The sequence below is a fragment of the Sphingomonas sp. GW821-FHT03E12 genome (genome assembly GCF_059420685.1).
The window spans coordinates 156140-178643 of sequence record NZ_JBWKUF010000004.1; the positions used below are offsets into that span (position 1 = coordinate 156140).

General features: G+C 66.3%; 11 protein-coding genes. All 11 read left to right on the top strand.

From position 1 onward, the window contains the following. Positions 1 to 169: 169 nt before the first annotated feature. The 11 genes from AC07TU_RS13995 to AC07TU_RS14045 all read left to right on the top strand — a co-directional run bounded on the left by AC07TU_RS13995 (position 170) and on the right by AC07TU_RS14045 (position 22477). A complete protein-coding gene (locus tag AC07TU_RS13995; RefSeq protein ID WP_495188532.1) occupies positions 170 to 649 on the top strand; it encodes an RNA polymerase sigma factor in 480 nt (159 codons plus the stop codon). Continuing rightward, positions 646 to 1590 (top strand): FecR family protein, encoded by a 945-nt coding sequence (locus AC07TU_RS14000; RefSeq protein WP_495188533.1) that lies wholly within the window; start codon positions 646 to 648, stop codon positions 1588 to 1590. The genes AC07TU_RS13995 and AC07TU_RS14000 overlap by 4 nt, the downstream gene beginning before the upstream one ends. Before the next feature lie 380 nt (positions 1591 to 1970). After that, positions 1971 to 3536 carry a ShlB/FhaC/HecB family hemolysin secretion/activation protein gene (locus tag AC07TU_RS14005; RefSeq protein WP_495188534.1) on the top strand — a complete coding sequence of 522 codons (1566 nt, stop codon included), beginning with the start codon at positions 1971 to 1973 and terminating at the stop codon, positions 3534 to 3536. A gap of 23 nt (positions 3537 to 3559) precedes the next feature. Continuing rightward, positions 3560 to 5374 carry a DUF2341 domain-containing protein gene (locus tag AC07TU_RS14010; RefSeq protein WP_495188535.1) on the top strand — a complete coding sequence of 605 codons (1815 nt, stop codon included), beginning with the start codon at positions 3560 to 3562 and terminating at the stop codon, positions 5372 to 5374. A 10-nt stretch (positions 5375 to 5384) separates the two neighbouring features. Next, a complete protein-coding gene (locus AC07TU_RS14015) occupies positions 5385 to 5792 on the top strand; it encodes an ExbD/TolR family protein (protein ID WP_495188536.1) in 408 nt (135 codons plus the stop codon). A 3-nt stretch (positions 5793 to 5795) separates the two neighbouring features. Next, positions 5796 to 6497, top strand: coding sequence for an energy transducer TonB (locus AC07TU_RS14020; protein ID WP_495188537.1), 702 nt, complete (start codon positions 5796 to 5798; stop codon positions 6495 to 6497). Between the two features lie 38 nt (positions 6498 to 6535). Further along, the gene (locus AC07TU_RS14025; RefSeq protein WP_495188538.1) at positions 6536 to 8092 is read left to right on the top strand and encodes a putative porin; all 1557 of its coding nucleotides are present in this window, start codon (positions 6536 to 6538) and stop codon (positions 8090 to 8092) included. A gap of 12 nt (positions 8093 to 8104) precedes the next feature. Further along, positions 8105 to 8665 carry a hypothetical protein gene (locus AC07TU_RS14030; RefSeq protein WP_495188539.1) on the top strand — a complete coding sequence of 187 codons (561 nt, stop codon included), beginning with the start codon at positions 8105 to 8107 and terminating at the stop codon, positions 8663 to 8665. 32 nt (positions 8666 to 8697) lie between these two features. After that, positions 8698 to 21156, top strand: a complete 12459-nt coding sequence (locus tag AC07TU_RS14035; protein WP_495188540.1) for a filamentous hemagglutinin family protein — start codon at positions 8698 to 8700, stop codon at positions 21154 to 21156. Beyond that, positions 21153 to 21899: a SapC family protein gene (locus tag AC07TU_RS14040; protein WP_495188541.1), complete on the top strand. Its 747-nt coding sequence runs from the start codon at positions 21153 to 21155 to the stop codon at positions 21897 to 21899. The genes AC07TU_RS14035 and AC07TU_RS14040 overlap by 4 nt, the downstream gene beginning before the upstream one ends. Then, a complete protein-coding gene (locus AC07TU_RS14045) occupies positions 21896 to 22477 on the top strand; it encodes an OmpH/Skp family outer membrane protein (protein ID WP_495188542.1) in 582 nt (193 codons plus the stop codon). The genes AC07TU_RS14040 and AC07TU_RS14045 overlap by 4 nt, the downstream gene beginning before the upstream one ends. Positions 22478 to 22504: the final 27 nt, after the last annotated feature.

The following is a 22504-nucleotide window of genomic DNA, read 5'->3' on the forward strand; positions in this document are numbered from 1 at the left end:
GGGACTTTTCTCTCGGCGCAGGTGTGTGTGCCGCATCGGGAGCCGCCGGCCCGCTTGACGAATGCCGGGCGCGCTGCCACGGGTCTCGCCGTTTTGGGCAGGGGCCGCTGCGGTTCGTGTCCGGACAGGGACCATCGCCGCTGGGGCGGTGGCCGCCGGTATCCGACCCATGCGATCGATCGACGCGACGGCAAGACGGATCAGGGCGCTGGTGATGCGCCGCGGCCTTTCCGCCAATGACGCGGATGAGGTTGCGCAGGAGGCGTTCCTGCGGCTCGAGGAGGCGCGCCGGTCCGAGGAGATCGCGGCGCCGGAAGGCTTTGTCGTCCGCGTTGCGCTGAACCTTGCCGCCGATATCGTCCGCCGCCATGCGCGCTGGCGGTTCGAGCCGGTTCCGGTCGAGGACATGGACCTTCACGATCCCGCCCCGACGCCCGATGATGTGATCGGCGCGCGCAAACGTCTAGATCAGGTGAGGGCTGCGCTCGATGCGCTGCCGGAGGAGATCAGGACGGTAATCGTCCTCAAGCGGCTGGAGGGATTGACGATCGATCAGATTGCGAAGCGCGAGCAGGTCGGCACCGCGACGGTGGAGCGGCGGCTGAAGCGCGGGCTGACCCTTCTGGCCGAGGCGATGGACAAGGAATGACGACGAGCGGGGACATGACGGGCAATGCGGCTATGGCGCTGGAAGCCGCCGCCGGCTGGACGCTGCGCGCGGACGGCGGCGAGGACGCGCGCGCGCTCGAGGGTTGGCTGGGCGAGTCCGAGGCCAATCAGGAGGCTTATGCCCGCGTGCAGGGTCTCTGGGACGACCTTGCCTTGCTTGCGCCCGCGCAGAAGCCTGCCATCCGGCGGAGCTGGTTCCAGCGGCCCGGCATGGCTCAGTTCGCCGCGCTCGCAGCCGCGGTGCTGCTGCTGTTCACCGGCACGCTGCTGTGGAACCGTGATGGCGGGCAACGCTTCGCGACCGAGATCGGCGGACGAGAGGTCGCGACGCTGTCCGACGGATCGCGCGTCACGCTCAACACCGATACCGAATTGCACGTCGCTTTCGCCGGCAGCGAGCGTACCGTGATCCTCGACCGCGGCGAAGCGATGTTCGAGGTCGAGAAGGATGCGAAGCGGCCGTTCGTGGTGGAGGCCGCTGGCCGGCGGGTGACTGCGATCGGCACGACCTTCCTCGTGCGGCGCCAGGCCGATGCCGTGGCGGTGACGCTGGTGGAAGGCCGGGTGAAGGTCGAGAGCCGCGGCGGCACCCGGATGATGGAACCGGGCCAGCGGCTGATCCTGCGCGACAGCGGTGTGATCGGTATCGACCGTCCGGTCATCGATTCGATCACGTCATGGCGGCGTGGCGAGCTGGTGTTTCGCGAAACCCCGATCGCTGAAGCAGTGGCGGAGATGAACCGCTATACGCGCACCCCGATCCGTCTGTCCGCCGACCCGGGCGACCGGCGCCTCAGCGGCATCTTCGCCACCAATGGCGGGCGCCAGTTCGGTGAGGTCGTCGCAGAACTCTATGGCTGGTCGTACCGCGAAGGCGTGGATGGCGCCGCCATAACCGGAGCCGGTGCGCGGAAGCGCTGAGGCCGCGGCGCGGCCATGTGTCGCGCCGCCAAAGCGATCATACAGATTTTTTCGCAAACCGATGATGGAGTCGGCGATGCGGCGCGTCTCATGAGCAGAGGCAGATAAAGTTCGACGCGACGACACCGGGGTTCCGGTGCCGTCCGTTTGGCAATGACCTTAAGTTCGTTTCCAAAAACAGAACAATAGTCATCAATTAATATTGGCGATGACCGGAATGAATGTTCCGGGCTGTATTGTGGCGTGCGCATAATATTCTTAGAAATCAAAGTAATATGAGTCTCTGATACGTAACAATTACTATCTATCCGGCGATTCGGATTTCTCAGGGGGTGGCGGTGAGAGTTGCCGATCTTAGTCGTGGGCGTGGTGTTTGGTGCGTGCGTGCAGCGGCAGCGATGCTGGTGTTTCCCGCTGCAGCGCAGGAGGCTGCTCCCGCGGCGCGGCCCGTCGATATTCTGAACTACCGGATCGAGGGCAACAGCGTGCTCTCGCGCGTCGAGGTCGAGACGGCGGTATTGCCCTATCTCGGCCCGCAGCGGCCGCAGGACGATGTCGAGAAGGCGCGGGCGGCGCTGGAGAAAGTTTACCGCGACAAGGGCTATGAGACCGTCGCGGTCGAAGTTCCCGAGCAGGAAGTGCGCGACGGCGTCGTGCGGCTCCAGGTCACCGAATTGTCGGTTGGCCGGCTGCGCGTCACCGGCGCGCGCTTCTTCTCGCCCGCCGATATCGAGAAGCGCGCGCCCTCGCTCGCCGAGGGCGCGGTGCCCAACTACAAGCAGGTGTCGGACGAGATCGCCGCGCTCAACAAGAGCGGTGAGCGGACGATCACGCCGGCGCTGCGGGCAGGCGATACGCCGGGCACGGTCGATGTCGACCTGCAGGTCGAAGATCAGCTGCCGCTGCACGGCACACTTGAGTTCAACGACCGCGCCAGTGCTCAGACCGAGCGGCTGCGCGTCTCTGCCAGCCTGGTCTACGCCAATCTCTGGCAGATGGGGCACAGCTTCAGCGTGCAAGGGCAGTTCACGCCACAGGAACCGGCGCAATCCTGGATCGTCTCGGGCAGCTATGTCGCGCCGATCCAGGGCACGCCCTTCGCGGTGGTGCTCTACGGTGTCCATTCGGACAGCGACGTCGCCGCGGTCGGCGGAATCAACGTGCTCGGGTCGGGCGATATTGTCGGCCTCCGCGGGGTCTATAACTTCTCGCGGGGAGACTGGAAGCACACGCTGACGCTCGGGCTCGACTACAAGAACTTCCAGGAAGATCTTGTCCTCGGCCCCGAATTCGGCCGCACGCCGATCAGCTACATGCCGCTCACCTTGCAATATGCGACGGGGCGAACCGGGGAGCGATCGGATTTCGCGTTCAATGCCGCGGTCAATGTCGGCCTGCGTGGGCTCGACGCGGACGAACGCGAGTTCCGCCTCAAGCGCTTCAACGCCAGCGCGAGCTGGTCATCGCTGCGGCTCGACGCGAGCTACACCTACACGTTCAAGAACGACATCCGCTATTCTTGGCGCCTCGCCGGGCAGCTTGCGGATGAGCCGCTGATCTCGAACGAGGAATTCTCGATCGGCGGGTTCGACAGCGTGCGTGGCTATTATGAGAGCGCGGAGCTGGGCGACCTCGGCGTCTCCAGCCAGTTCGAGCTCTTCTCGCCTTCGCTGGCGGGGCTGACGGGCAAGCCGGTCGACGAGTGGCGGTTCTACGGCTTCGCCGACTGGGGCTATGTCCGCATCCTCGACCCGCTGCCCGATCTCAATGGTAAGGTGAAGGCCGACGGCAAGCTCGCGAGCGCCGGTGTCGGCATGCGGCTCCGGCTGATGAAGCATCTCAATATCGACGCATTGCTGGCGGCGCCGCTGATCGATCCGGGCGGCACGCTCACCGACATCGACGGCAAACTCCGCGGCCAGTTCCGCCTGTGGTTCGCATTCTGAATTTCCTGATGGGGGTTGTTATCATGAAGAAAATCCTCGGCGCGCTGCTTTTGGGGCTCGCGCTGCTTCCGTCCTCCGCGCTGGCGTGGTGGAACAACGACTGGACCGAGCGCCGTGAGGTGACGCTGAACGCGTCGGGCCTGCGCGGGGTGCAGGGTTCGCTGACCCGCGTGCCGGTGCTGGTGCGGCTCCATTCGGGGAATTTCGACTTCTCGAAGGCGCGTCCCGACGGCGGCGATATCCGCTTCGTCGGGTCGGACGACAAGACCGCACTGACCTATCATATCGAGCGCTTCGACCCGACCGCCGAACTGGCGCTGATCTGGGTCGATCTGCCGCAGCTCGAGGCGGGCGCATCACAGAAGATCTGGGTCTATTACGGCAACCAGCAGGCGACCCCGGCAGCCAACGCCAATGGCAGCTATGACGGTGAGCAGAGTCTGGTGCTGCACTTCTCCGAGAATGGCGCACCGGCGGACCAGACCGCCAACCGCAACCGCATCGCCGCGTTCAGCGCCAAGCCGAGCGTGGAGGGCCTGATCGCGGGCGGCGCGACCTTTACCGGCGAAAGCCAGCTGCGCGTTGCGCCGTCACAGTCGCTGACCATTCCGGCGGGCGGGGCGATGACCTGGTCGGCGTGGATCCGTCCGCAGGCGAACGGGCCGCAGGAAGGGCTGGTCTTCACCAAGTTGACCGCCGGCGGCGAAGCGGTGCCCGCACGCCTCAGCGTCGGCCTGCGTGCTGGTGTGCCCTATGTCCGCCTGACCGGTGCCGACGGCACGTCCGGCGAGGCTTTGGCGTCGACCGCAATCGCCCCGGCGAGCTGGGCGCATCTCGCGGTCACCGCGGCTGACGGTGTGATCACGCTCTACGTCAACGGTGTGGCGGCCGGCACCGTCCAGGCGGCGCTGCCGCAGCTGGATGGCGAGGAAGTGATTGGTTCGCTCGGCCCGGTCCCGGCCTTCACCGGCGACATCGACGAGCTGGGCCGCGCCAACACCGCGCGCAGCGCCAGCGTGATCGCGCTCGCCGCGCAGAGCCAGGGCCGTTCCGCGACCCTTGTCAGCGTCGCTGGCGAAGCCGATGCGGCGGGCGGCGGCGGCCACAATTATTTCGGCATTCTGTTCAGCGCGCTGACGGTCGATGCATGGGTGGTAATCGCCCTGCTCGGTGTCATGGCGGCGATCAGCTGGTGGGTGATGGTGGCGAAGGGCCGGCTGGTCGGGCGTACGGTTTCGGCGAACCGCCGTTTTCTGACCGCCTATCGCCATGCCACGGCGAGCGGCCGCATCCAGGGAGCGATCCCGGGTGACGAGCTCAACCGCATGGGGCTGGACTCGACGCTGGCACGGCTGTTCGCGATTGCCGACCAGGGGCTGGCGGAACGCTTCAGCGCAAACAGCATGGCGCTGCGCACCGGCCTCAGCCGGGAGTCGGTCGATGCGATCCGGTCGGCGATGGACGCCGGGCAGGTGCGCGAGAACCAGCGCCTCAACAAGTGGATGGTGCTGTTGACCATCGCCATCTCGGGCGGTCCGTTCCTCGGCTTGCTCGGCACGGTGATCGGCGTGATGATCACCTTTGCCGGCGTGGCAGCAGCGGGCGACGTCAACATCAACGCGATTGCACCGGGCATCGCGGCGGCGCTGCTCGCGACGGTGGCGGGTCTCGCGGTCGCGATCCCGGCGCTGTTCGGCTACAACTATCTCGTCAGCCGTCTCGAGGAAGTCGGCGCCGACGCCGACGTCTTCGTCGACGAGCTCGAGAAGCGCATCGCCGAAACCCACCGCAGCGCCCCGGCGCCGGTCCCCACCCCAATGCCCATCGCGGCCGAGTGAGGAGGGGACCATGCGCGTCCACGCCAAGAAGAAGCCTTACGACGACATCAACATCACGCCGATGCTCGACCTGGCGTACGTGCTGCTCGTCATCTTCATCATCATGACGACGGCGGCGGTGCAGGGGATCAAGGTCAATGTTCCCAAAGCGTCGTCCGCGGTCAGCCTCGCCAAGCCGACGACCAAGGCGATCGCGGTCGACAGCTCGGGATCGATCTACCTCGACGCCATGCCGGTGACGATCGACGAGCTGGAGAGCCAGCTGCGATCGTTCAAGGCGGTGACGCCGGAGTTTCCGGTGGTGATCAAGGGCGACCGGGTCTCGCAATACGGGCGCATCATGGAGGTGCTCGACGTGTGCGGCCGGGTGGGCATCACCCAGCTCGGGCTGGTGTCCGAGCGGCAGAAGGCGACCTGAGCCATGGCCGCCACCGCACCCGCGGGCGACCGGCGTCTGCCCGAATGGGCCAAGAGCGCAGGGACCGCCCTGGCGCTGCTGGCCGCGGCGGGGCTGCTGATCTGGTACTTCTGGCCCAGCGGTACCCCGATCGGGCGTGAGCGGGTGATCCAGGAGATCACCGTGGTCACGCCACCTCCGCCGCCTCCGCCCGAAGAGAAGATCATGGAGGAGGAGCCCGAGATCGTCGAGCCGACCGAGCAGGAGCCCGAGATCCAGAAGGATGTCGAGCAGCCGTCGGAGGATCCGTCCGAAGCGCCTTCGGAAGCGCCGTCGACCAGCGAGCCCGCCGGGCTCGACAAGCCGGCCGACGCCGGGTCGGACAGCTTCCGGCTCGCCGCCGGTGGCGGCGGTGGCCTGTTCGGCCGGGGCGGTGGCGGCGGCGGTGGCGGAAGCTGGGGCGCCTATGTGGAGACGCACATCCGGCGCGCGCTGCAGCGGGATCCGAAGACCCGCAGCGCCAGCGGTTTCCTGAACGTGATGGTCGATATCGACGGCACGGGCCGGTTCACCGGCGCGCGGCTGCGCTCCTCCACCGGCAATGGCGAGCTGGACGAGGCGATCCGCCGGGTTCTGGCGGGGCTGCCGCCGCTCGGGCGGACGCTGCCGGCGAACCAGGACGGGCGGACCTACGCCACCATCAACATGCGACGCACGGGCGGCTGACGCCTCCCGCCAACCTATCGAACAAGGGGAAGACCCAAATGCCGTTCGTTACCAACTTGCTGCGAAGCGGAACCGCGCTCGCCGCGATCGCCTTCGCCGCCCAGCCGGCGCAGGCGCAGAGCTCCGACGATGTCGGAGTGGAGATCCTGCAACTGCTCGTCGATGAAGGCGTGATCCCGCTCGAAAAGGCGCAGACCCTGCTCGATCGCGCCAAGAAGGCTGCCGAGCTGCGTGCGCAACGCGAGGCGCCCAAGACCGCGTCGACGATCGACGTACCCTATGTGCCCGAGGCGGTGCGCAACCAGATCCGCGATCAGGTGAAGGCCGAGGTGATCGCCGACGCGCAATCCAAGCGCTGGATCGCGCCGAACACCATGCCCGGCTGGCTCGACCGCATCACCCTCTCGGGCGATTTCCGGCTGCGCTATCAGGCCAATCTGTTCGCAGACACCAACTTCCCGCAATTCCCGGACGTCAATGCGATCATCCAGGCGGGCGGCTCGCCGCGCAACAACTTCCCGCTGCTTAACTCGACGATCAACCGCTACATGCTCCGCTACCGCGCACGGCTGGGCGTCGAGGCGAAGATCACCGATGCGGTGAAGGTCGGCTTCCGCCTTGCGTCGGGCGACAATGCCGGGCCGATTTCGACCAACGAGACGCTGGGCGACTTCTTCCAGAAGGACGGCATCTATATCGACCGCGCCTATGTCGAGCTGTCGCCGATCGAACAGGTGAAGCTGACGGGCGGGCGCATGCCCAACCCCTTTTATTCGACCGATATGGTTTGGGACACCGACATCAATCCCGAAGGCGTGGCGGCGACGCTGAGCTATCAGTTCGGCGAGGATGCGCTCAACGCCCGGCTGTTCGCGACCGGCGGCTGGTTCCCGCTGCAGGAGCGCGAGCTCGACCCCTATGACCGCAACCTGATCGCCGGCCAGGCCGGGTTCGAGTTCGAACCGGTCGAGAAGCTGAAGGTCAAGGCGGCGGGTGCCTATTATAATTTCCGCAACGTCCAGGGCATCCGCAACGCGCCCGACGGGTCGCGCCTCAACGACTTCACTGCGCCGCTGTCGCTCTCGCAGGGCAACTCGCTGTTCGACCTGCGCACCGACGGCGTCACCTCGCTTCCCGGTCTCGCCTCGAAGTTCGAGCTGGTCACCGGTACGGGCAGCATCAGCTACACCGGCTTCGGTGACATCGGCGTCAAGCTGACTGGCGAATATGTCCAGAATATCGGCTTCGACCGCGCCGAAATCGCGGCCCGGCGCGTGGGCGAACCCGCCAGCGTCCCGCCACAGAATTACGGCTATCAGATCCGGCTCGACGTCGGCCACGACAAGATCGCCAAGCTTGGCGACTGGCAGCTGGGTGTCGGTTACAAGCGGATCGGCACCGATGCGGTGCTCGATATCTTCACCGACAGCGACTTCGGCCTCGGCGGCACCGACGTGAAGGGCTACCTGATCGAGGCGCAGCTGGGTGTGTTCACCAACACCGCGATCGGTCTGAACTGGTACAGCACCAAGTCGATCAACCGCGCGCCGTTCGATGTCGACGTCCTCCAGATCAACCTCACATCCGGTTTCTGAGGAGAGATGATCATGCGCCTCCTTACCCCGATCCAGATCCTGCTGGCCCTGAGCGCCGCTTCTGCCCCTTTGGGAGCGGCACTCGCGCAGGATACCGCCGTGGCGGCGCCCACCGCCGCCACGGCGGACCAGGGCGCCGTTCTGGCCAAGCCGCCGACCGAGGCCGAGAAGCTTCGCGCCGAGGTCGCCGAGCTTCGCCGCCAGCTCGATCGGCAGACGCTGATCGCCGACAATGCCCGCGGCCAGCTCAACCGCATGCGTGAAGACGCCAAGGTCAAGGACGAGCTGATCGAGCTCGGCCGCACGCGCAACGCCGAGCTGTTCAAGCTCGGCGGCGAGATCCTCGACCGCTACGGGCGCAAGGATTTCCTTGATCTGGTCGGCGGCTCCGAGCCGTTCGTTCAGTCCTCGCGCGTGCGTCTCGAGAACCTTGTCCAGGACTATGAGGACAAGCTGCGCGCGGCGCGCTTCACCAGGGACACGCTGCCGCCGAGCGTCGAGGCGCGGATGCGCGCCGAGCTGGCGCCGCCGCAGGCCGATGCCGCGCCGCAAGCCGATCCCAACAAGCCCTGATCCATCCGACCGACCCGTCCGGAGTTAGCCCCATGCAACCGACCCGTATCGCCGCCACGACCGCCAAGCGCACCGCGCGGGGCCTGTTCGGCACCTGCAGCCTCCCGGCGCTGGCGCTTGCCGTCAGTTTCGCCGGAGCGGACGCGGCGCGCGCGCAGACCACGCCGCCGCCCTTCCAGTCGATGACGGCGATGCAGACCGGGCGGGTCAAGCTGCCCGACGGGAGCATGTCGCAATGGACGGGCGCCGACCGGCCGGTGATCGGATCGGCGGCGGACGGGCGGCCGCTGATGACGATCAGGCAGCACCAGCAGAAGGCGCTGCTCGACTGGGAGAGTTTCCGGCTCCAGACCAACGAGATCCTCGAGTTCCAGCAGCAGTCCGCGGACTGGATCGCGGTCAACCGCGTCCATGGTTCGCAGGCCTCATTCATCGGCGGAGAGATCCGCGCGCAAGGCCGCGTCTTCGTGTTCAACGATAACGGCGTGCTGCTGGGGCAGGACGCCAAGGTCAATGTCCGCCAGCTGGTGACGGGAACCGGCGTCAAGGATGTCGATGTCGCGGGCAACGTCACCACGCTGACCCAGTCGAACCGTGTCGCGCGGCTCAACTGGAGCGACCTGTCGAACCAGGCGGGTGAGGTACTGCGCATCAAGCAGGCGCAGAAGGACTGGGTGATGTTCAACCGCTCGCTCAAGGCGGGCACTACGGTCATCAACGGCAATATCGAGGCCGATGGCGAGATCGTGCTGACCGGGCCGCAGGGCCTTGCGGTCAACGGCAGGATCAAGGCGCAGCAGGTCGTGCTCTCGGCGCTTGATCATCGCGACGATGCGGGCCTCGTCTCCTATGCGCGCGATTATAACAACCGCATCGATCCCACGTTCAGCAACACGTGGAACTGGGCGGGGATCGGCGGCAGCGATCCGTTCGTCGACATGCTCAAGCCGGCGCCGTCGATCGATGACCCCAGCGATCCGCTGCGCCACAAGATGACGGTCGGCGCGACCGGGTCGATCGAGACCGGCAGCTACGGCAAGATCATGCTGTTCGGCCCGGCGGTCACCAACCGTGGCCTGCTCTCGGTCAAGGACGAGGGTCAGGTGATCCTGGCGGCGGGCGACAACATCTACCTGACCGGCGACGGCAAGAACGTCACGGCCTATGCCGGCGCGTACAACCCGCTTTCGTTCATGCGCGCGAATCTGCCCTATCTTGGGCTGGGCTCGGTCACCACCGCCGCGCGCCAGAAATTCTGGAAGGAGGCGTTCGGCGAAACCTATGCGATCGGCGCGACCGTTCCGAACGCGAACGCGCGGATCGAGGCCTACGTCAACGGAATTCAGGCGAAGCGTGTCGATGCGCTCGGCTTCCGCGCACGCAACGAAGGCATCATCCGTGCCGAGCGCGGTGGCCGGGTCGACTTCCGCGGCTATACGCTCGAACAGATGGGCGCGATCGAGATGACGTCGACCGCGCTGTTCCGCGGCGCGATCGAGTTCAAGACGCAGATCTTCGATTTCCGCGAATATGCCAATAATGACCAGGACGGTCCATCGACCGGCAACGGCGACGTGATCTTCGGCAAGGGCAGCCTGACCCAGATCACGCCCGACCTGGTCGCCAGCGACAAGATCCCGCTGACCTCGGGCGCGCAGAGCGTCGGGTCGCTCAACATCCTCGGCGCGCGCCTGCACATGCAGGAGGATTCGCTGATCTACATGCCGAGCGGCACGATGAACGTGCTGCTCGATGCGACCGCACTTTCGATCGGCAGCAACCGCGGCAACAGCGCAAACCTCGACAATGAAAGTGGCGTGCGCTTCCTGATGGAGAAGAACGCCAAGATCGACCTGTCGGGCTGGACGAGCACCGTGCTGCCGATGGGCTATCATCAGGTGACCGGCAAGCTGTTCGCAGCCCAGCTCGCGGATTCGCCGCTTCAACGCGACGGGCCGCTCTATCGCCGCGAGATCACGGTCGACCGGCGCTACGGCACCGATTTCGCCAACTGGCAGAGCTTCGACAACCTCAACCAGGGCACGCTCGCCCAGTTCCTGCTCAACGGCGGGTCCTTCACGCTCGATCTGGACGACGACTTCATCATGAAGTCCGGGTCGGTCATCGACGTTTCGGGTGGCAAGATCACCTACGAAGCCGGCTTCGTGAACACGACCCTGGTCCGTACGCTCGACAACCGGATCATCGATATCCGCGAAGCCGATCCCGACGAGCTGTACATGGGTCTCGCCAACGAGTGGGTCCAGTACGACGTCAAATGGGGCAAGCAGCGCACCTACTTCATCCCGTTCATGTCGAGCACGCTCGGCCGGTACGAGGACGGCTATGTCCAGGGCGGCGCGGGCGGCAAGATCGAGATCCTCGCACCCGACGTAGTGCTGCAGGGGACGATCAAGGGCGCGACGACGATCGGCAAGTACCAGCGGGCCAACCAGCCCAAGGGCGGCCAGTTCATCCTGAACAACGCCGGCGAGAGCGAAGGCGAGTACGTCACCAACAACATTCTGCTGGCTGCGATGGAGCAGCTGCTGCCCGATAACTTCGGGCTCACCGGGGACCTGTCGAGCGTTTACGGGGACTTTTTCGGGAAGGAGTATAAGCAAGGTACGAAGCGTGGCCAGAACGGGCGCAGCAGCGACAACGCGATGCTCGTCGGGCAGGATTTCTTCAACCGCTCGACCATGGGCAGCTATTATATCCGGCAGGATAATCGCAGCAGCGACGCACAGCCCTTCCCGCCGCGCGCGGGCATTGCGGTGCGGGTCGAGGCCGGGGTCAATCTCAACCTGCAGCACGGCGCCTCGTTCGAGCTCGCCGCGGGCGACCGCATGGAATTCCTCGGCAGCATCCGCACGCAGGGCGGCGATGTCGATCTGAGCGGTCTCAGCCTGGTGATGGGCGCGAACAGCCGCATCGATACGCGCGGCGCCTGGTTCAACGATTTCGAGCGCGACGAGGCGGTGGCGATCGCTGCGGTCCCGCGCATCGACGGCGGCTCGATCAGTCTGTCCGCGACCAATGTCGGGCAGGATCTCTTCGAAGACGTTTCGCTGATCCTACCCGGCACCATGGTGATCGACAGCTCGGGCGGCGCCTGGGTCGATCGCGACGGCACGCTGCGCGCGGGCAAGGCCGGCAATCTCTCGGTCGGCGCGAGCATCCAGCCGACCGACACGCTCGACCTCAGCGGCCTCGCCAACGCACGCGCCTATGGCTTGGGCGGCAACGGTGCCTATGCACTGACTGCGCTGGCGCCGATCGTGATCGGCCATGCGCTGGGCGAGGATCAGGAGGGCGCGATGCTGTTGTCGCCTGAATTCTTCGCGCGCAGCGGCTTCTCGAAGATATCACTGACCGCGCCGAGCGTGACGATCGGCGAGGGCGTGCAAGTGAAGGCGAGCAGCGCTTCGCTGGTGCTCAAGGTTCCCGGCTTGACCGGCGGCCCTTCCTATCTGGACTATGCGTCGGGCACCGACATCTATGAGGTCGCGGAGATCGGATTCGTGCCGATCGAGCAGCGGCCGATGGCGCAGCGGCGCGGCATGGAGCTCAACCTGCCCGGCCTGGTGATGGGCAAGGGATCGCTGCTTTCCACCGAAGCGCGCGGCAGCGTGCGGATCGCCGCGGCCAGCGATATCGCCGGCACCATCCTGGCGCCGGCGGGCGTCATCGACCTGCTCGGTGATGGCCATGTGTTGCGCAGCAGCGCCGCATTGCGCGCGCCGGGCGCGGTGCTGGTGACGAGCCGGACGGTGAAGGACGGCCGCGAGCTGCTCGACGGCGAGGTGCTGGCGGGCGGATCGATCGGTATCTCCGCGCGCGACTTCATCACGATCGAGAAAGGCGCGGTGCTCGACGTGTCGGGTACCAGCTTCACCTTCGACCTGCCGGTCGCCAACGCCAATGGCGTGTCGGTCCGCACGCCGACCCTGATGGCTTCGGACGGCGGATCGATCTCGATCTCCAGCCTGATCCTCGACGTCAACGATGCGACGATGCTGGCCCGTGCCGGCGGTGACACCGCGCGCGGCGGCGCGCTGACGCTTGGCGTCGCGACCGGCTATCAGCCGCAGGGCGCGTTCACCCCGATATCCACCGCGGTGTCGCTGTTCAACAATCTGCGGCTGCGCGTTTACCTCAAGGGCGGCAATACGCGCCCGACCAGCATGTACGGCATCGATCTGAACACGATCGACTGGGCGCGGTACCGGACGCAGTACAGCACCAACGCCGTCGGACCGTTCCCGGCGGGTTTCATGGTGAAGGACGCCAACGAGCTCACTGCCTGGCTGAACAACTATGTGGTCAACGCGGCGGGCAACCCGACCGCGCTGCTGATCGGTGACAATATTCCGGCCGACGCCGGCACCGCGATGCCGGCATTGCCGGGTCTCAACTCGGCGATGCTCGACATCTTCCGCTCGGCGCAGGCGCGCTACACGCTTCCCGCGCCGGCATCGGCGCCCAACGCGATGCCGCGCTTCGAAGCCAACCGCATTCTCGCCGAAGGCGGCTTCGGCGCGCTGACGCTCAATGCGTCGCCGGGGATCATGTTCGTCGGCACCTCGACGCTCGGCGGGCGCAAGGCGGACGGCAGCTATGTGCTCGACCGGCTGACGATCAACACTCCGCGCCTGATCGGCGCGAACGGCAGCAAGATCACGCTTGAGGCGAACATCGTCCTCCTCGGCGGCGGGGCCGGTATCAGCGGTGGTGGTGCCCAGTTCGATAGCACGCTGTACAATGCGGCACTGCGCAACCTCATTCCCGCGGCCAATCCGGACAGCAGCCTCACGATCCGCGGGGGCACGCTGGTCGATGTCGTGACTGCCGACTTCTACGGTTTTGGCGACACCATGATCGCCAGCGGCGGCGATATCCGCCTGCTCGGTGCCGGCAGCGGAAACGGCCGCTACACCGGATCGATCACCACGCCGGGCAAGCTGACCCTCAAGGCGGACCAGATCTATGCCGCCACCGCGCGCCAGTTCACGGTCAGTTCCGAACAGAAGATCACGATCCTCAAACAGGACGATGGCGGCCCGATCAACGGAACGCCGTACGAGGCCGCGGCCGATCTGATCTTCCGCGCGCCACAGATCGATCAGGGCGGGATCGTGCGCTCACCGCTTGGCTCGATCACCTTCCAGGCGATCGGCGCCGACGGCGCGGTTCGGCTGCTCGCTGGCAGCGTCACCTCGGTCAACGCCGATGGCAACGTCATCCCCTATGGGCGCCTGTCCAATGGCGACACCTGGCTCGATCCGTTGGTCGCTGCTGCGCTTGGCGCGGTCGAGTTGCGCTCGCTCCCGGCCAAGACGATTAACATCGACGCTGCGAATATCGACCTTCAGTCCGGCGCGGTGATGGACGTCGCGGGCAGCGGCGACCTCTATGCACGCGAATTCGTCCCCGGCCTTGGCGGAAGCGCGGACTGGCTCACCGGCTATCGCAACAAGGACTATGGCTGGGTCAACGCGCCCGGTGAGATCTTTGCGGTGATCCCCGGTTTCGAGGGCGACATTGCGCCGGTCGGCCTTGGCGAAGGCAATGGCCTTGCAGTCGGCAGCAAGATCTACCTCTCGGGCGGCAGCGGCCTTCCGGCGGGCTACTACACGCTGCTGCCCGCCGACTATGCGTCGCTCCCCGGCGCGTTCCGCGTCACGGCGCAGCACCATTACAAGGGCAATTTCGCCGACATGGCGCTGGGCGAGGTGGCGCATAATCCGGACGGATCGACGATCCAGGCCGGTTATCGCTTCATCGCCGGGCAGGCAGTGCGCGACCAGCGCAACACCGGCTTCCTCGTCATGGACGGCAAGACGCTGCGCACTCGGTCGGAATATGCCGAGGCCTATGCCAGCACCTTCTTCACCTCCGAAGCCTTCCTCAAGAAGGCACTGCGCACCAACATGCCGATCGGAGACGTGCCGCGCATCCCGGTCGACGGCGGCAGTGTCGTGCTCACCGCGGGCCAGTCGCTCAAGCTCAACGCGACGCTGAAGTCGGGTGCGGGCAAGGGCGGGCGCGGCGGTTTCGCCGATATCAGCGCGCCGAAGATTGCGGTGGTCGATGCCGACACCGACACCGGCCGCTATGCCGGCTATCTGCTGCTCGACAGCGCCGCGCTCAACGCCTTCGGGGCCGAGAGCCTGCTGCTGGGCGGGGTGCGCCGTCAGGGCGCGGTCAACCTCGAACTCGCGGTCGGCGCGACCGACATCGTCATCGACAATGCCGGATCGGTGCTGGCGGGCCCCGAGCTGCTGCTCGCGGCGACCAATGCGATCCGGCTCGCCGAGGGCGCGGCGGTCGAGACGCGCGGGCAGATTACCGGCAGTTCCGGCGATCTGCGTATCCTGCCGGTCTATGCTGGCTTCACCGATACGCGCGGCACGCCGAGCACCACCGACGACATCGTCCATCCGGCCTATGATCAGGGCACCGTGCTACGCCTCTCGTCGAGCGGGCAGGTTGATATCCTGCGCAACCTCGCCGCCGTCGACGCGCTGAGTGCGCTGTTCGCCAATCCCGCGCAGCTCGCGGCAGTTAACGCCTCGCGCGCGGCGAACGGTCTCGCGCCGCTCGTTGCCGGCGGCAACCTGATCATTGCCGATGGCGCACGGATCACGTCCGGCAAGTCGCTGGCGATGGACACGACCGGTGATATCTCGCTGAGCGGCAAGGCGTCGCTCGGCGCGCCGCAGATCAGCGCGGCGGCGTCGCGTGTCAGCGTGGGTGAAGTGCCCGCGGGCGTGGCCGGTCTCGTCTTCGCCGGCGGATCGCTCGGCGCGCTCGCCAATGCACAGGACATTGCCCTCAAGAGTTACAGCACGATCGACTTCTACGGCACTGTCGAGCTTGCGGCCGCCAACGGCCTGACGCTCGACGCGCGTGAAATCCGGGCGATCGGTTCGGGTGGCAACAAGGTGAAGGTGTCGGCAGGCGCACTTACCATCGCCAACGCCAATGGCGGCCCGGTTACCGGACGCGGCGGCGACGTTTCGATGCTGCTCGCCGCGGACAACATCTATTTCTCGGGCGGCGACAAATGGATCTCGGGGGTCGGCGCGCTGACCATCGATGCCGCCAAGCGCGTGATCGGTCGTGACGACGGGACGTTGTTCACCGGCGGCACGCTCACCATCGACGCGGGCGCGGTGACCGCCGAAAGCGGCGGGCGGATGTTCTTCGATGCGGGCGGCGCGATCACGCTGACCAGCTCGGGCGGCAATCTCGATCCCTTTTCGACCTTCGGCGCGACGATCGGCTTCACTGGCAGCGCGATCACCAGCAGCGGCCGGATCGGCCTGACCGGCGGTATCGTCAATCTGCGCGCGCGTCAGGGCGACGTCGTGCTGGCGAGCGGGTCGTCGATCGACGTGACGAGCAATATCAGCCGCATCTTCGACGTCGAGGTCGGCGTCGGCGCGGGCACGGTGAACCTGACCTCCGACCGTGGCGACATCACGCTGGCGCAGGGCGCGGTGATCAACGTCTCGGGCTCGGCGGCGGGCGGCGATGCGGGGGCGCTCAACGTCTTCGCGGGACTTGGCGACGTGACGCTCGGTAACGGCGTGAAAGGCAGCGCGGCTTCGGGCTATCGCTCGGGCAGCTTCTCGGTGCTGAGCGCGACGCTGGGCGACTTCGCTGCGCTCAATGGTGCGCTCGACGCGGGCGGGTTCCGTGAATCGCGGCGCTTCGAGTTCAACCAGGGTGACGCGACGATCGCCGGCACGATCCGGGTGCGTGATTTCGCGGTGGTCGCGAATGACGGCTCGATCAGCCTGGCCGGCACGATCGAGACGGTCGGCGACAATGGCGGCCGGGTCCAGCTTGCCGCTGCGGAGAACGTCAACCTGCTCGCGACCGGCAAGATCCTGGCAAAGGCCAATAGTGGCAGTGGTTCGGGCGGCACCGTGCTGCTCGAAACCCAGGGCCGCGACGGCGGTCGGATCGACCTGTCCGCCGGATCGCTGATCGACGTATCGGGCAGCGGCGATGGCGGGCGGCTGGTGCGGCTGCGCGCGCCGCAGATCGGCAATGACATGGCGATCGGCCAGATCGGCGGCACGATCACCGGCGCGCGCCAGGTGCTGGCCGAAGCCTTCCGCGTCTATGAGGGCGTGACGACGATCGACCGGCCGCTGATTGATCTGGTTCAGGCGGACGCGGCGCGCTTCATGAACAACGCGAATGCGATCCGGACGCGTCTCGGCGGCGGCATCACGGTCGCGCCGGGGATCGAGCTGCGTTCCGACGGCGACATGGAACTCAAGACGGCGTGGGACCTGCATAATGTGCGGTTCAACGGCGCGGCGGGCGTGCTGACGCTGCGTGCCAGGGGCGATCTCAAGATCAACGCCAACCTCTCCGACGGCTTCAGCGATGCGAGCGTCAACGGCACGCTGCTCAACGGGCCGAGCTGGACCTTCAACCTGACCGCGGGCGCGAACCTGCTCAGCCCGAACTCGCTCGCGGTGCTGCCCGAGGGGTTGCTGGGCGCGGGCAAGGGATCGGTGATCGTTGGCGGCACGCCGGACACGATCGAATATTATTACGATCCGGCGCGCGGCAACGAGAACCGGCTGTACCTCAAGGATCCGTCGTCGGGGCAGTTCGTCCGCATTCCGCAAGGCGGCTCGAACTCCGGAAATTATCACCTCGGCTGGATCGAGCTGACGCGCGACGCGCAGGGCCGCTATCTCGATCCGCAGACCGGGCAGCCGATCCTCAAGGATCCGGTGACCGGCGATTATGTCGATACCACCAACTATGCCCGGCGCCCGTTGCCTGTATTGTGGTTTGACGACGGTGGAGGCTATCAGCGCCTGCGTGCCGATGGCGCAGTGGTAACGGCCAATTCGCCGAACTATGTCGCGGCGCGCGAGTTTATCCAGTGGGACAACTCCACCGGCTATCTCGTTCGCACCGGCACGGCGGGTATCAATCTTGCCGCAGGCAAGGATCTGGTGCTGCAGCAGCGTCCCTCGGTAATCTATACCGCAGGCGAGCAGGCGCCGGCGCTGCCAGGCTTCCATGCTCCGCCGGGTGCAAGCTATCCCATCAACGGCGGCGACATCACGATCAATGTCGCGGGGGCCATCGACGGATCGGGCAGCCCGCAGCTGCCAAGCGGATGGCTGGTGGCGCTGGGCTCGGTCAATCCGGACGGCACGTTCGCGCAAGCCAATGGCCGTCCGTTCGACCAGAGCACCTGGTATATCAATTTCCCGACCTATCAGGCCGGGATCGGTGCCTTGGGCGGCGGCAATATCGACATCAGCGCAGGCGGCAACATCCTTGGCCTGTCAGCCAACATCCCGACCATCGGCCGCGTCACCGGCAACACGGTGCTCGACGAGCCGATGGCGCTCACCGTCAATGGCGGCGGCGATCTGACCATTCGTGCAGGCGGCAATATCGGCTCGGGCAAGTTTTACGTGGCCGAGGGACTCGGCACGATCAGCGCGGGCGGTGCCTTCATCGCGAGCGAGAAGGTCACCGGCTGGCGCCCGGGCACATCGGGCGGCGGTCTGCAGGGTCAGCAGACTGGGCAGATCTACTATTATTATGATCCGATGCTGAAGCTGGTCTCCTACGACCTGCACACGCTCCTCTATACCTCGTCGGGCGAGTTCCGTGTCAGCAGCGGCGGCGATCTGAACATCGAAGCTGTACTCGACCCGCTGATGCCCGATCCGAACGATGCCAACGGCTTCCTCAGCTACACGCCCGATGCACGCGTGACGCTGTTCTCGGCCGGCGGCGACATCAAGCTGTGGAACAACGGTAGCAACATCGACCTGGCGCGTGTGTTCGGCGACACGATCAACCCGACGCGGGTGGCGGGCGGCACGTCAACGCGCTCCTATATCGGAGCCAGCTATATCGGGTTCGAGCTGTGGCCGGCCAATGTCAGCGTGATCGCGGCAGCGGGCGACATCAACATATTGGGCGGGATGATCCTGGCGCCTGCGCCGAAGGGCAATCTCGAACTGCTGGCGCAGGGCGACGTCCATATCGGCAATGCGACGCGCAATGTCGATCAGTTCGTGTTCGATCCCAACTACGCCAACAGCCAGAACTTCCGGAGCGGCCTCTCCGGGATCACGCTCAGCCAGTCGCTTGTCGAACTGTTCAAGACGCCGCTGCGTCCGTTCGCGACCAACTATAATCTCGGGCGGTTCAGCCGCGACTGGTTCCTCAACGCGGGTCCGGGCTCGACCTATCCCGGTGTGCAGCCGTTCAATCGGGAGTTCGCGCCGGTGCTGCATATCGGCGATACGAACCCGGTACGCATCTATGCCGGCGGAGATATCGTGACCTCGGCGGTGCTCGACCTGCCCAAGCACGCCTGGGTGCAGGCGCGCGGCGACATCTATTTCCCCAACTTCACCTTCCAGCACAACAATGCGCAGGATCTCAGCATCGTGCGTGCGGGGGCGGGGCTGTACTTCAACGGCAGCAATTACATCACGATCAACGGGACGGGCCGGCTCGAGGTCGAGACCGGCGGAGATCTCTGGATCCCGAGCAACGCCAACGGCATCGTCAGCCAGTGGCTGACGCTGCCCGATCCGAATCCGTATGATCCCAATCCGGCCGAAGTGCTCAATCCGGGGCAGAAGGCGGCGGACATCGCGATCAGCGTCGGTTTCAACCAGCGGCCCGATATCGCGGCGTTCGAGACCAGCTATCTGGCGCCCGGCGGATCGACCATCTCGTACCTGCTGAAGGATGCGGGGAGTGGGAAGCAGCTCTCCTATTATCTGTTCGACCGGCTCTACACCCGCGGCGACGTGCCGCCCGACAGCGTCTTCTTCTCCGAAGATCTGCGTGCGGGCTTCGTCAACCATATCCGCGGACTGCAGGGATTGCCCACGCTCGAGACACCCTCGCTCCAGGCCGATTATCTGGCGACCGCAGTGGAATATTGGATGGGCCTGCCGAATGGCCAGGCGACGCCGTTCGACCAGTTCTTCCCCAGCAAGGCGCAAGCGGTGAAGGTCGGCGTCGAATTCTACCTGCCCGAAGCGCGCAAGGGGCTGGTCAACTATGTCCGCGAGCTGCAGGGCCTGGAGCCGCTGAAGACGCAGGCCGACCAGCTCGCTTATCTCGATACCGCGTGGAAATATTGGCAGGGGCTGGGCGAGGACTATAAGTCGCCCTTCGTTCGCGACGTGCTCTATCTGGAGCTGCGTACCACGGGCCGCGAGGCGAATGCCCCGGACAGCGAGCGCAACAACTCGACCTTCCGCGGCTATGACGCGATCAAGACGCTGTTCCCCGGTGCGCAGAAGCGCGCGACCGAGGCGCTGGCGGCCGGGGAATCGCGCTGGAAGGGCGATTTCGAAACCTATGCCAGCCGTGTGCTTTCGAACGGCGGCGGGCAGATCGACTTCGTGATCCCGGGCGGCGCGCTCAAGCTTGCCAATGTCGCGGCGCCGGCCGATGCGACGGGCCAGCCGCCGAGCAACAACGGGCGCGGCAATGCGCTGCGCGCGGGCATCGTCACCGCCAATGGCGGCGCGATCAACATCTTCACGCACGACAGCGTGACAGTGAACCAGTCGCGCGTGCTGACGGCGCTCGGCGGCAATATGCTGATCTGGTCAAGCTATGGCGACATCGCGGCGGGCAAGGGCGCACAGACCTCGATCTCGCCGACATTCTACAATTACACGCTCGATGCCGATCTTCTGCTGATGAACCGCGCGCCCGCGGGCCTGCCCACGGGCGCAGGCATCGGTACCGTCGCATCGATCCCGGGCGCGCCGGTGGCGGACGTCGACCTGATCGCGCCCAACGGCATCGTCGATGCCGGCGATGCCGGCATCCGCGTGTCGGGTAACTTCAACGTGTTTGCGGTGCAGATCCTGGGTACCGACAATATCGACGTCGCCGGCGTCGCGATCGGCCTGCCCAATCCGCCCGCCGCGCCGCTCAACCTGATCCAGCCGACCGAAGCCGACGCCCAGTCGCGCGAGGCGGCGGCGATGGTGACCGACCAGATCCGTCAAGTGCGGCGCAATGCGGGTATCGCCTCGCCCTCGATCATCGAGGTGCGGGTGACCGGCTTCGGCGAAGTCGTCTGCGCCGATCCCTCTCAGTGCGCGCAAAGCGGATCGGGCAACACGACGAGCAGCGTCGCGCCGCGCGCCGAGCCTGCGGTTGCGGCCGCAACCGATACCGCGGCCCAACCGGTGCGGGTGGCGGACAATCGCTACAGCTTCGATGTCGATGCGGCGAGCGTGTCCGATGCGGTGCTCGCGGTGGGCCGCCTGTCGCGTGCCAACATCGTCTTCGATCCCAAGGATCTCGAGGGGGTCGATGTGAAGCCGGTGCGCGGATCGATGACCACTGAGGCGGCACTGCGCGCGCTGACCCGTGGCCAGAATGTGCAGGTGCGCCGGATCGGGCCCAACAGCTTCCTGCTCAAGGCCGGCATCCGCAAGGGAGGACGTTCGTGACCGAGATAGTGACGCAAGGGCTCCCGCCCTTCTATCGCGATCCGCGTCCGCTCTCGCGGGAGACGCACGCGGACTGGCGGTTGCTGGAGGGTGATGCCGGCTTCGCTGCCGACGCCGCGTTCGTGCCGATCGTCGCGGCCGAGTTCGCGCGCGCCGGGCAAAGCTATCCGGTCGTCTTCGCGATGCCCGAAGCGGTGCCGGTCGCCGTGCTGGGGCTGGAGCAGCGCAACCTGTTCGTGCGCGGCGGGCAATGGGCGGAGCAGAGCTATGTCCCCGCCTATGTGCGCCGCTACCCCTTCGGGTTCGTCGCGACGGGGGAGCCGGGCAGCTTCATCCTCGCGATCGACGCGGGATCGGACCGGGTGGCGCAAGCCGGGGAGGCGGGGCTGGCGTTGTTCGAGGCGGGTGAGCCCGCTGAGCGCACGCGGCAGGCGCTGGCATTCTGTGACGCCTATCAGGCGGAATCGGAAGCGACTCGGGCCTTTGCCGAGGCGCTCAAGGCGCAGGATCTGCTGATCGAGCGGCGCGCCGATGCGACGCTGCCCGATGGCCGCACCTTCGGCCTGCAGGGCTTCCAGATCGTCGATGCGGTGAAGTTCGCCGCGCTCGACGATGCGACCGTGCTCGACTGGCACAAGCGCGGCTGGCTCGCGCTGGTGCACTTCCATCTCGCCTCGCTGGAGCGTTTCCAGACGCTGATCGCGCGCCAGGCTGACCTCTCTCCCGAAGGGATGACCGAATGATTTTTACCCTGTTCCTTGCCCTTGCCGGTCAGTCGGTTCCGGCGGCGGCTCCCGCCGCCGAGGCGCTGGGCGGTCCGGTCATTCCCGGCGTCTGCCTGCTTTCGCGTCAGGCGGTGTTCGCCAATGCAAAGGTCGCGACCGCGGCGACGGCGCGTCTGCAGCAGCTCGCCACCGAAGCGCAGACTGAGGTCAACGCCGAGCGTGCGCCGCTCGACAAGGACCAGGCCGCGCTCGAGGCCGAGTTCGCGAAACTGACGCCGGAGCAACGCGAGCAGCGCCAGCAGACGCTCATCAAGCGGATGCAGCCGATCCAGGCCAAGGCGGAGCAGCGCAGCCGCGAGATCGAGGCGACCCGTGCCAGGGTGCTCGCCCAGATATCCGACCGCGCGCAGCCGGTGATCGCCGAGGTCTATCGCGCACGTAAATGCGGGCTGCTGTTCGATCGCAACGGTGTGATGGGCGGCAATCTGGCCAATGATCTGACCGCTGAAGTCGTTACCGCGCTCGATGCGAAGGTCGCGCCGCTCAGCTTCAACCGCGAGCCGCTCCCGGCGGCACCCGCCGCGGGCGCGCAGTGATCGTCGTTCCGGCATTGGCCATGACAT

Coding starts and splice junctions, on each gene's coding strand:
- AC07TU_RS13995 (WP_495188532.1), top strand. CDS start 170: ATGCGATCGATCGACGCGACGGCAAGACGGATCAGGGCGCTGGTGATG.
- AC07TU_RS14035 (WP_495188540.1), top strand. CDS start 8,698: ATGCAACCGACCCGTATCGCCGCCACGACCGCCAAGCGCACCGCGCGG.
- AC07TU_RS14030 (WP_495188539.1), top strand. CDS start 8,105: ATGCGCCTCCTTACCCCGATCCAGATCCTGCTGGCCCTGAGCGCCGCT.
- AC07TU_RS14020 (WP_495188537.1), top strand. CDS start 5,796: ATGGCCGCCACCGCACCCGCGGGCGACCGGCGTCTGCCCGAATGGGCC.
- AC07TU_RS14015 (WP_495188536.1), top strand. CDS start 5,385: ATGCGCGTCCACGCCAAGAAGAAGCCTTACGACGACATCAACATCACG.
- AC07TU_RS14025 (WP_495188538.1), top strand. CDS start 6,536: ATGCCGTTCGTTACCAACTTGCTGCGAAGCGGAACCGCGCTCGCCGCG.
- AC07TU_RS14045 (WP_495188542.1), top strand. CDS start 21,896: ATGATTTTTACCCTGTTCCTTGCCCTTGCCGGTCAGTCGGTTCCGGCG.
- AC07TU_RS14010 (WP_495188535.1), top strand. CDS start 3,560: ATGAAGAAAATCCTCGGCGCGCTGCTTTTGGGGCTCGCGCTGCTTCCG.
- AC07TU_RS14000 (WP_495188533.1), top strand. CDS start 646: ATGACGACGAGCGGGGACATGACGGGCAATGCGGCTATGGCGCTGGAA.